At 69.4% G+C, this 10,550-nt stretch carries 8 protein-coding genes; 5 read left to right on the forward strand and 3 right to left on the reverse strand.

The genetic code is table 11. The annotated features are described in order from the left end of the window. Positions 1 to 170 precede the first annotated feature (170 nt). On the forward strand, positions 171 to 1,436 hold the full coding sequence (locus ACRWNM_RS33780; protein ID WP_431972223.1) for a DUF2235 domain-containing protein: 1,266 nt from the start codon (positions 171 to 173) through the stop codon (positions 1,434 to 1,436). On the opposite strand, the gene treY is transcribed toward ACRWNM_RS33780, so the two are convergent. From treY to ACRWNM_RS33795, 3 genes are read right to left on the reverse strand one after another with little or no spacing between them, the layout of a single operon-like run. Next, positions 1,329 to 3,779, reverse strand: coding sequence for a malto-oligosyltrehalose synthase (gene treY, locus ACRWNM_RS33785; RefSeq protein WP_431972224.1), 2,451 nt, complete (start codon positions 3,777 to 3,779; stop codon positions 1,329 to 1,331). The two genes, ACRWNM_RS33780 and treY, sit on opposite strands and share 108 nt — an antisense overlap. Beyond that, complete coding sequence (gene glgX / locus ACRWNM_RS33790) at positions 3,776 to 5,896, reverse strand: glycogen debranching protein GlgX (protein ID WP_431972225.1); 2,121 nt, start codon at positions 5,894 to 5,896, stop codon at positions 3,776 to 3,778. The genes treY and glgX overlap by 4 nt, the downstream gene beginning before the upstream one ends. Before the next feature lie 53 nt (positions 5,897 to 5,949). Next, positions 5,950 to 6,483 carry a cupin domain-containing protein gene (locus tag ACRWNM_RS33795; protein WP_431972226.1) on the reverse strand — a complete coding sequence of 178 codons (534 nt, stop codon included), beginning with the start codon at positions 6,481 to 6,483 and terminating at the stop codon, positions 5,950 to 5,952. A gap of 29 nt (positions 6,484 to 6,512) precedes the next feature. Here ACRWNM_RS33795 and ACRWNM_RS33800 point away from each other — a divergent pair, with 29 nt between their 5' ends. The 4 genes from ACRWNM_RS33800 (at position 6,513) to bioD (ending at position 10,289) form a co-directional block, all read left to right on the forward strand. After that, complete coding sequence (locus ACRWNM_RS33800) at positions 6,513 to 6,968, forward strand: MarR family winged helix-turn-helix transcriptional regulator (RefSeq protein ID WP_431972227.1); 456 nt, start codon at positions 6,513 to 6,515, stop codon at positions 6,966 to 6,968. Between the two features lie 99 nt (positions 6,969 to 7,067). Then, complete coding sequence (locus ACRWNM_RS33805; RefSeq protein WP_431972228.1) at positions 7,068 to 8,360, forward strand: adenosylmethionine--8-amino-7-oxononanoate transaminase; 1,293 nt, start codon at positions 7,068 to 7,070, stop codon at positions 8,358 to 8,360. A gap of 26 nt (positions 8,361 to 8,386) precedes the next feature. Then, positions 8,387 to 9,541 (forward strand): 8-amino-7-oxononanoate synthase, encoded by a 1,155-nt coding sequence (locus ACRWNM_RS33810; protein ID WP_431972229.1) that lies wholly within the window; start codon positions 8,387 to 8,389, stop codon positions 9,539 to 9,541. A gap of 73 nt (positions 9,542 to 9,614) precedes the next feature. Further along, the gene (bioD, locus tag ACRWNM_RS33815; protein ID WP_431972230.1) at positions 9,615 to 10,289 is read left to right on the forward strand and encodes a dethiobiotin synthase; all 675 of its coding nucleotides are present in this window, start codon (positions 9,615 to 9,617) and stop codon (positions 10,287 to 10,289) included. Positions 10,290 to 10,550 lie beyond the last annotated feature (261 nt).

Raw genomic sequence — 10,550 nt, forward strand, 5'->3', positions numbered from 1 at the left:
CATCCGTCTCTGAGTAGCCCGCACCGAAAAGTCCCGGCTCGACCGGGGCTTCTTTCGTCGAAACGCGTTGAAAGACAGCGTTTTCATTAACGGCCGCCGGCACCTGGGCGATGATTCGAGTAGTCCAGTACGCGGGTTTCCTACGCGAATTCGAGGGGAGAATTTCGCCCATGAAACGCCTGGTGGTTTGTTGCGACGGCACCTGGAAGGCCGAGAACAGCAGCACCGTATCGAACATCGTCAAAATCGCACAGACCGTCCGCATGGAGGCCCCCGGGCCCGACGGGCAGCCGGTCCGCCAGCACGTGATCTACGTATCCGGCCCCGGCGCAAGAGGTTTCACCGCGGACCGGCTCATCGGCGGCGCCTTCGGCTTGGGCCTGGAGGCGAATCTGTCCGCCGCCTACTGGCAGGTGGCCGTCAACTGGGAGCCCGGCGACGAGCTGTACATCTTCGGCTTCAGCCGCGGCGCGTACACCGCGCGCAGCCTGGTCGGCCTGATCGACTGCATCGGCATCATGAAGCCCGATTCGATGATCGCCGGAAACTACCCGAAGGCGTTCAAGATGTACCGGCGCCGCGCCCGCAACAAGGTGATGTGGTGGCGCAAACCGCCCACTGACAAGGAGGTGCGCGCCTTCCGCCGCGAGCACAGCCATCGCAGGCGGGTCATCGACTTCATCGGCGTGTTCGACACCGTCGGCGCGCTCGGCGTCCCCGGCCTGACCTCCTGGCGGCACCGCTTCCATGACGTCAAACTTTCGCCGCGGGTCCTGTGCGCGCGCCAAGCCCTCGCCATCGACGAGCGGCGGCGCAACTTCGAGCCTTGCCTCTGGGAGGTGCCGGTCGAACTCGGCATCAAGTACCGCCGGATCAAGGACCGCAAGGCCGACCGCGTCAAGCAGGTCTGGTTCGAGGGCGTGCACAGCGACATCGGCGGCGGCTACGACCAGTGCGGGTTGTCCGACATCACGCTCCGCTGGATGGTCGCCGAGGCCGAGGCCGAGGGACTCGCGTTCAACAGGGAACTGCTCGGGGAACTGGCGGCCAAGTGCGCGGGCAAGGAAGACCACATGGAGCGGCACAAGTCGCTCGGTCCCGGCTTCGCCCTGCTCAACATGGTGCGCACCGTCCGAAGCCCGATGCGGCCCAGGTTCTACCTGAACTCGCTGCGGCGGCTCCGGCTGCCGGCGGACAACGGCGTGCTGCTCGCCTCGACGGTGCACGACAAGGCCGAGTACCGGCCGCACAACCTGCGGCACTGGCAGCAGGACCTGGGCGGGAAGTTCCCGGCCGAGCTGATCGAGAAGATCGGCCCGCCCGACGCCTCAACGCACCAGCAGGGCGACGGGGAGCCGAGCGAACAGCTTCTCCAAGCGCGCCCGCCCCTGGAAGGTGTGGCCGGTGAGCCGGTCGGTCCAGTTGCCCTGCGGTAGATCGAGCGCGGTGTCGCTCCAGCCGGAGTCGGTCAGGCCGACACTGTGCCTGGTGGTCGCGACGATCACCTCGGGCGGCTCGCCGACCCGCCCGCGCGCGTACGACACCAGCCGGGCCGCCTGCTCGCCGGTGGCGAACAGCGGGAGGTAGGCGCCGCCGACGAAGCAGTCGGGACGCTCCCTGCGCAGCCACAGCGCGTAGGCGACGATCCACATCTTCGCCGCCCCGGAGGTGTCCAAAGCCGGTGTGCCGGTGAGCGATTGCAGCATGCCGGTGCGCGCGGGGAAGTCGACAGGACGGCGGTTGTCCGGGTCGACCAGCGAGTCCTCCCACAGCTCGCAGCCCTGGTACACGTCGGGGATGCCCGGCCCGCACAGCTGAAGCAGCTTCTGCGCCAGCGCGTCCGACCAGGCGTGCGGCGCCAGGTCGTGTACCAGGTCGCCCAGTTCCGCGCCGACGGGGCCGTCGATCACCACGTCCATCCAGCTGTGCACGGCCGCCTCGAACTCGGCGTCCGGCTCCTCCCACGAGGTGCGGGTGCCCGCCTCGCGCATCGCCTTCTCCGCGAACAGATGCAGACGCTCGCGCAGTCCCGGCACCGAGGAGGCCGGGCGGCCGTCGGCGGGCCAGACGCCGAACATGTTCTGCAACACGAACAGTGCCGTCGCGCCGTCCGGCGGGGGCGTATTGTCCAGCCAGGTCTCGACCGAGCGCGCCCAGGTCCGCGCGACCTGGGAGAGCACCCCGATCCTGGCACGCACGTCCTCGCCGCGCTTGGTGTCGTGGGTGGACAGCGTGGTCATCGTGGCGGGCCAGCGCTGGGCGCGCTCGAGGTTGGCGAGGTGGAATTCGTTGAGCGAATGACCGAATCGGGCCGGATTGCCGCCCACCTCTTGCAGCGAGGCCAGCCGCGCCGCCTGATAGAACATGGTGTCCTCGACGGCCTTCGCGGTGATCGCGCCGCCCACCTGGTTGAACCGGGCGGCCGCCTCCGCACCGACGGCCAGTGCGGTCACCAGCACGTTCAGCGGCGCGGTGAGCTCGCTGTTGCGCTTCTCCACCTCGGCGATCACCGCACCCGTCATCCCGGCCAGCGGCGCGTAGTCGGCGCGGTAGACCGGCATGAAGGCCAGCACCTCGATGGTGGCGTTGGTCAGCGACATGGTGTCGAAGCTGTCCGCGCGCGCGTCGCGCTTGATCGCGGTCACCAGCCGCCGGATCTCCGGCGCCAGAATGCTTTCGGCGACGGCGCGTTTGATCCGGTGCTCGGTCTCGCCGATCCACGCGCGGTCGCTGCCGTGCCCGGCGAAGCGGCGCGAGAGCTCGGTCAGCGTCTGCTCGCCGTCGGGATCGATGAGCACGCCGCCCAGCCCGGCCAGCGCGTCGTAGCCGGTGGTGCCGTCGATCGGCAGCGTCGCGTCCAGCGGCTCCCGGTTGGCGAGGATCTTCTCCACCAGCAGCAGCCGATCCGGACCGATGAGCTGGCGCAGCCGAGCCAGATACGCGGCGGGATAGGACAATCCGTCCGGATGGTCGACCCGCACGCCGTCGATCAGATCGTGTTCGCACCAGGCCGCGAGTTCGCGGTGGGTGAGGTCGAAGACCTCGGGGTCTTCCTGCCGCACCGCGGCCAGGCTGCTCACCGCGAAGAACCGCCGGTAGGTACACACCCCGGCCTTCCAGCTCACCAGGCGATAGTGCTGCTTGTCGTGGATGCGCAGCGCGTTGTCGCCGTCGGTGCCCGGCGCGATCGGGAAACGCAGATCGTGCAGCGCCAGCATCGGTTCCAGGCCGGACCGGTCCACGCTGAGCGCCGCGGGATCGTTCTCGCTGTGCAGCACCGGCAGCGCGAGTCGCCCGCCCGCGCCGTTGCCCGGGCTCCAGTCGATGTCGAAGAAACGCGCGAACGGCGAGTCCTTGCCGTTGCGCAGCACATCCCACCACCACCGGTTCTGTCGCGGATCGGCGACGCCGACGTGGTTGGGCACCAGATCGACGATGAGGCCCATGCCGCGGGTGCGCACCTCGTCCGAGAGCGCCTTGAGCCCGAGCGGACCGCCGAGCGCCGCCGAGACGGTGCCGGGGTCGGTGACGTCGTAGCCGTGCGTCGAGCCGTGCGCCGCGGTCAGGATCGGCGACAGGTACAGGTGCGAAATGCCGAGCTGCTGAAGGTATTCCGCGATCGCCCTGGCGTCGGCGAAGGTGAGCGCGTCAGGCCGGAGTTGCAGCCGGTAGGTGCTGCGCACGGGGGTCTGCCGCGCCAGTGCGCGTCCGCGGGCGATGGGGTCGGTGTGATGTGTCGGAGTCGGTGTGTTGGATGCGGTCATATGGGTGTCGGTCATGCGGGGCAGCGGAGGACGAGCAGACAACGGGCGGGGACGGTGAGGGTGGCGGCGGCCGGATAGTCGGCCTCGGCGCGGCCGTCGGGCGTCGAGCAGTCCAGCGCCACCGTCCACGGACCTCCGTAATCGGTGCCGGGTATGGCGAAATCGAGCGCCGAATCGTGGGCGTTGAAGCACAGCAGGAACGAATCGTCGGTGATGCGCTCACCGCGCGGACCCGGCTCGGGGATGCCGTCACCGTTCAAATAGACCGTGAGCGCCTTGCCGAAGCCGCTGTCCCAGTCCGCGTCGGTCATCTCCTCGCCCGACGGGGTCAGCCAGGCGATGTCTCGCGCGTGCTCCTTGGCGCGAACCGGTTGTCCCGCGAGGAACCTGCGCCGCCGGAAGACCGGATGCCGGGTCCGCAGCGCGATCACCGAGCGCGTGAACTCCAGCAGATCGGCATTGGTCTCGGCCAGCGACCAGTCCATCCAGGACAGCGGCGAATCCTGGCAGTACACATTGTTGTTGCCCTGCTGGCCGCGGCCCATCTCGTCGCCGTGGGCCAGCATGGGGGTGCCCTGGCTCAGCACCAGCGTGGCCAGCAGATTGCGAGTCTGCTTGGCGCGCAGTGCATTGATCTCCGGGTCGTCGGTCGGGCCCTCGACGCCGCAGTTCCAGGATCGGTTGTAGCTCTCCCCGTCACGATTGCCCTCGCCGTTGGCCTCGTTGTGCTTCTCGTTGTAGGACACCAGATCCCGCAGCGTGAACCCGTCGTGCGCGGTGACGAAGTTGATGCTCGCGCTCGGCCTGCGCCCGGTCGCCTCGTAGAGATCCGACGAGCCGGTGAGCCGAGAGGCGAACTCGCCCAAGGTGGCAGGCACACCGCGCCAGTAGTCGCGGACGGTGTCGCGGTACTTGCCGTTCCACTCCGTCCACAGTCCGGGGAAATTGCCCACCTGGTAGCCGCCCTCGCCGACGTCCCACGGCTCGGCGATCAGCTTGACCTGGCTCACCACCGGATCCTGTTGCACCAGATCGAAGAACGTCGAAAGGCGGTCCACGTCGTGCAGTTCGCGGGCCAGGGTGGCGGCCAGATCGAAACGGAAGCCGTCGACGTGCATGTCCAGAATCCAGTACCGCAGCGAGTCCATGATCAGCTGCAAGGTGTGCGGATGCCGCACGTTGAGGCTGTTCCCGGTGCCGGTGTAATCCATGTAGCGCCCCGGATCACCGTCCAGCAGACGGTAGTACGCGGCGTTGTCGATGCCGCGGAACCCGAGCGTCGGCCCGAGGTGATTGCCTTCGGCGGTGTGGTTGTAGACCACGTCGAGGATCACCTCGATGCCCTCGGCGTGCAGCGCGCGCACCATCGCCTTGAACTCGGTCACCGCGGCGCCGCCGCGCGGGCTGGCCGCGTACTCGTTGTGCGGCGCGAGATAGCCGAAGCTGTTGTAGCCCCAGTAGTTTCGCAGGCCCTGGTCGAGCAGCACCCGGTCGTGCAGGAACTGGTGCACCGGCATCAGCTCGATCGCGGTGATGCCGAGGCTCTTCAGGTGCTCGACGACGGCCGGGTGCGCGATGCCCGCGTAGGTGCCGCGCAGTTCCTCCGGCACCTCGGGATGGGTCATCGTCATGCCCTTGACGTGCGCCTCGTAGATGACCGTTTCGTGGTAGGGCCGGTTCGGCGCGCGGTCGGAGCCCCAGTCGAAGAACGGGTTGATCACCACGCCGGTCATGGTGTGGCCCAGCGAATCCAGGCCGTGCGTATAGAGAGACGGGTCGTTGTCGAATTCGCCGTCGAACGCCTTGCCGTACGGGTCGAGCAGCAGTTTGCTCGGATCGCAGCGCAGGCCGCGGTCCGGGTCGTAGGGGCCGTGCACGCGAAAGCCGTAGCGCTGGCCGGGCCCGAGGGTCGGCAGGTAGGCGTGCCAGACGTAGCCGTCGACCTCGTCGAGCGCGACCCGGGTCTCCGTGCCGTCCTTGGCGATCAGGCACAGCTCGACGGCCTCGGCGACCTCGGAGAAGACCGAGAAGTTGGTTCCTGCGCCGTCGTAGGTCGCCCCGAGGGGGTAGGCGGTGCCTGGCCAGACACCTAGTGGTGTCACCTCGCCGGGCGCTGCGTCGGGCTGAGCCATGGCAACGACAGTAGCGTGAGGCATACGGCAGGGCGGCGCACGGCCGCGCTGTCTCATTCGGCGGGCAGCCAGCGGCGCTCGTAACCGGCGCGCCGCGCGATCCGGGCCGATCCACCCAGCAGCGCCCGCTGTACCCACGCCGGAATGCCCGCGAGATAACCGTCCTGATAGTCCCAGAGCAACGCCAGTGCCAGCGGGTCGCGCGGCACCCGTCCCACGGTGGTCTTGCCCGCCGCGTCGAGCGCGCACCAGAGCCGGAACATGTCCCAGTGCCGCAGCGGCGGGCGGATCTCGTGGTCGAACCGGGTGTCGGGCGCCTCGCTCCAGAATTCGTGCACGGCGCGCGGCGGGGCGGTCACCGTGTCGCCGGGGTTCGCGACGATCTCGACACCGTCGACACGGAAGCGCAGACGGCCCTCCCGCACGGTCCAGCTCTCGGCGAGCTCGGGATGCCAGTGCGGCCCCGCCTGCCGCTCGACCGTGCGCACCAGGTGTTCCAGCCGCAAATACGGTCCGCGGTCGTCTATCCCGCGATCTACGAGGGTGATTCGGTGGCCGTTGGCGAAGGTGAGGACGGTGTCGCGCATACTCCAGATATAAAGGTAACCTTCATAATGTGTCAACGCCCGATACCTTGCTGAAGCTGCTCGTCCAGGCCGCAGGCGCCTACGAAAAGGCGCTAGATCGCGAACTGCGCGCCGAACTCGACCCGGAACTGCGGCCCGCTCACTACGCGGTCTTCCGTCATCTGGATCCGGAGGGCTCGCGGATCACAGCGTTGGCCGAAGCCGCGGGCATGACGCAGCAGTCGATGGGGGAGTTGGTGACGCATCTGGAGCGCTGCGGTTATGTCGAGCGCACGGTCGATCCGTCCGACCGTCGAGCCCGCGTGGTCGTCACCACCGCGGCCGGGCGTCGCGCGCTCGCCCTCGCCGCCGACCGGATCGCAGGCATCGAGCGGATCCTCGTGGCCGACCTCGGAGAAGACGCGGTGCGCAGACTCCGGGCGTCGCTGGCCCGGGTGCCGGTGGTGATCGACGAGGCGATCGGCGGGGATTCGGCAGAGAAGTAGAGCCTCCCGGTCGACGGATTTCGTCCGGCCGCGCACCCTATGCGGAGCTCGGCTGCTAACTTGAACACCGTTCAAGCCTGTCGACCGCGAGGGATTCCTGTGGCACTGACCCCCGACGAGATCACCGCCATCGACGCCGAACACGTCTGGCACCCCTATGGCGGATTCCCGGCCTCGACCGCGCCGCTGGTGGTGGCCGAGGCCTCCGGCGCGCGCCTCACACTGGCCGACGGCCGCGAACTGGTCGACGGCATGAGCTCGTGGTGGGCCGCGGTGCACGGCTACCGGCACCCGGTGCTGGACGCGGCCCTGCTCGCGCAGTCGCAACGGATGAGCCACGTCATGTTCGGCGGGCTCACGCACGAACCGGCCGCGCGCCTGTCCCAGCTGCTCGTCGAGCACACGCCCGCGGGCCTGGAGAAAGTCTTCCTGTGCGATTCCGGCTCGGTCTCGGTCGAGGTCGCCGCGAAGATGTGCCTCCAATACTGGCGCGGCGTCGGCAAACCCGAGAAGCGCCGCCTGCTGACCTGGCGCGGCGGCTACCACGGCGACACCTTCACCCCCATGAGCGTGTGCGACCCCGAGGGCGGCATGCACTCGCTGTGGACCGACGTCCTCGTCGAACAGGTCTTCGTCTCCACGCCGCCGCGCGAGCACCGTGCCGACTACGTGGCCGAACTGGAACGCGCCATCACCGCCCACGCCGGTGAGCTCGCGGCCGTCATCGTGGAGCCGGTCGTGCAGGGCGCGGGCGGCATGCGCTGGCACGATCCGCGCTACCTCGCCGACTTGCGCCGCCTGTGCGACGCCAACGACGTGCTGCTGGTCTTCGACGAGATCGCCACCGGATTCGGCCGCACCGGCGCGTTCTTCGCGGCCGACCACGCGAGCGTAGCCCCGGATGTCCTGTGCGTCGGCAAGGCGCTGACCGGCGGCTACCTGACCCTGGCCGCCACGCTGTGCACCGCGAGGATCGCCGAGACCATCAGCGCGGCGCACGGCGGGCTGATGCACGGGCCCACCTTCATGGGCAACCCCCTGGCCTGCGCGGTGGCCGTCGCGTCGATCGAGTTGCTGCTCTCGCGGGACTGGCGCGCCGAGGTCGGCCGGATCGAGTCCGAGCTCATCGCGGGCTTGGCTCCGGCGCGCGAGCTCCCCGGCGTCGCCGATGTCCGGGTGCTCGGCGCGATCGGCGTCATCGAGCTCGAGCGGCAGGTCGAGATGCGCGCCGCCACCAGGGCCGCGGTCGACGCGGGCGTCTGGCTGCGCCCCTTCCGGAACTTGATCTACACCATGCCGCCGTTCATCAGCAGCGCCGAGGAAGTCGCCACCATCGCCGCCGGAATGTGCGCGGCCGCCGCGGTGCGCAGCCCCGCCGGGCTATCCTCCTGAACGGTGTTCAAGTATGCTGCGGAGCTGTGATTACCGATCCGTTGAGCTGGTTGGACGAACGGGCAGCAGAGCGGGTGACCGCCGGATTGCGCCGGGAACTGCGACCGAGGAAACCGGACACGCCGTCGATCGACCTGGCCTCCAATGACTATCTCGGTCTCACCAGACACCCCGAGGTGATCGAGGGCGCGATCGAGGCCGTGCGGCGCTGGGGCGCCGGATCCACCGGATCGCGGTTGGTCACCGGAACCACGGCCGATCACGAGCGGCTGGAAGCCGAACTCGCCGAATTCGCCGGCGCCGAGGCGGGCCTCGTGTTCGCCTCCGGCTACGCCGCGAACCTCGGCGCGGTCACCGCCCTCGCCGGCCGCGGCGCGCTGATCGTCTCGGACGCGGGAAGTCACGCCTCCCTGGTCGATGCCTGCCGCCTGTCCCGGTCCAGGGTGGAGATCGCCCCGCACTGTGACGTCGACGCCGTGGACCGGCTGCTCGCCGCACGGACCGAACGGCGCGCGCTCGTGCTCACCGATTCCGTCTTCAGCGCCGACGGCGATCTCGCTCCGCTGGCCGAACTGCACCGAGTGACCCGAGCGAACGGCGCGGTCCTGCTCGTCGACGAGGCGCACGGGCTCGGCGTGCGCGGCTTGGGCGGTCGTGGTCTCGTGCACGAACTCGGCCTGGCGGGCGAGCCGGATGTCGTCGTCACCGCGACACTGTCCAAGGCCTTCGCCGCCCAGGGCGGCGCGGTGCTCGCCAGCGAGCGGGTCCGCGCACACCTGATCGACGCGGCGCGCACCTTCATCTTCGACACCGGACTCGCGCCCGCCGCGGTCGGCGCGGCCCGCGCCGCACTGGGATTGCTGCGTCGCGAGCCCGAGATGGCCGCGCGGGTGCTGCACCGCGCCGCGGACATCGCGCGGATCGCGGAGGTGCCCGCGCCCGACTCGGCGGTCGTCTCGGTGGTGCTCGGCGAGGCGCAGGTCGCCTACGACGCGGCCCAGGAATGCCGGGCGCGGGGACTGGACGTCGGATGCTTCCGTCCGCCGTCGGTGCCGGAGGGCACCTCACGCCTGCGGCTCACCGCCCGCGCCAACCTGACGGACGCGGAGCTCGACACCATCGCCGACGTCCTCGGCTCGGTGCTGGCCGAGGCGCGCGGACTGGATGTGGTGCCCGCATGAGAGAGCGCAGCGAGCGAATCATGTGCCAGCCCTATAGGGGCATGCCGGAGCCGAGCGTCAGCGAGGCGGAGGCATGACTCTGCTGCTGATCACCGGAACCTCGACCGACGTCGGCAAGACCGTCGTCACCGCCGCGCTGGCCGCGACCGCGCGCGCCGCCGGACGGTCGGTCGCGGTGTGCAAACCCGCGCAGACCGGCATCGCGCCCGGCGAACCCGGCGATCTCGCCGAGGTCGAGCGGCTCGCGGGCCCGATCAAGACGGTCGAGCTGGCCCGCTACCCCGAGCCGCTCGCCCCGGACACCGCCGCCCGTCGGTGCGGCCAACCGTTGCTGACGCTCGCCGAGACCGTCGCGGCCGTCCGCGCCGTGGACGACGCCGACCTCACCCTCGTGGAGGGCGCGGGCGGGCTGCTCGTGCGGGTCGGCGAATTCACCCTGGTCGACCTGGCCCGTGAACTCGACGCGCCCGTGATCGTCGTTGCCGCCGCCGGACTCGGCACGCTGAATCACAGCGAGCTGACCGTCCGTGCGCTCGAGTCGGCGGGGGTCCGCTGCGCGGGACTGGTGATCGGGGCGTGGCCGGCCGAGCCGGATCTCGCCACCGAATGCAACCGAACCGATCTTCCGCGCGTGACGGGTGTCGATGTGGTCGGCGTGGTCCCCGCGGGCGTGGGCGCGTGGGATCAGGAACGGTTCGTCGCGGCGGCTCCGGGCTGGTTCATTCCGGGTTGGTCCGCGCATCGTTGATCGTTAAGCGTCGATTTACCGCTTCTACCAGCGGATTTGACATCGTGCTCATCGCTACGTAACTTTATCCAGGTCAGAGCGACACGGACACCGACCCGGAGCCGAGAAGCTAAGCCGAAAGGCTGGGCGAGGATCTGGGAAACGAGGTAGGACGAGGAGCGCCTGACGGTCACACTAGCTCGATTGGGACCCCGATTTGGTTTCGGGTTACCGGCCGCGCTAAGCTGTAAAAGTTGCCTCACCGATTGATCGGGGTTAAGC

This window comes from Nocardia sp. bgisy134, from assembly GCF_965341865.1.
In the GTDB taxonomy this organism is placed as follows: Bacteria; Actinomycetota; Actinomycetes; order Mycobacteriales; family Mycobacteriaceae; genus Nocardia.

Coding starts and splice junctions, on each gene's coding strand:
- treY (WP_431972224.1), bottom strand. CDS start 3,779: ATGACCGACACCCATATGACCGCATCCAACACACCGACTCCGACACAT.
- ACRWNM_RS33795 (WP_431972226.1), bottom strand. CDS start 6,483: ATGCGCGACACCGTCCTCACCTTCGCCAACGGCCACCGAATCACCCTC.
- ACRWNM_RS33780 (WP_431972223.1), top strand. CDS start 171: ATGAAACGCCTGGTGGTTTGTTGCGACGGCACCTGGAAGGCCGAGAAC.
- glgX (WP_431972225.1), bottom strand. CDS start 5,896: ATGGCTCAGCCCGACGCAGCGCCCGGCGAGGTGACACCACTAGGTGTC.
- bioD (WP_431972230.1), top strand. CDS start 9,615: ATGACTCTGCTGCTGATCACCGGAACCTCGACCGACGTCGGCAAGACC.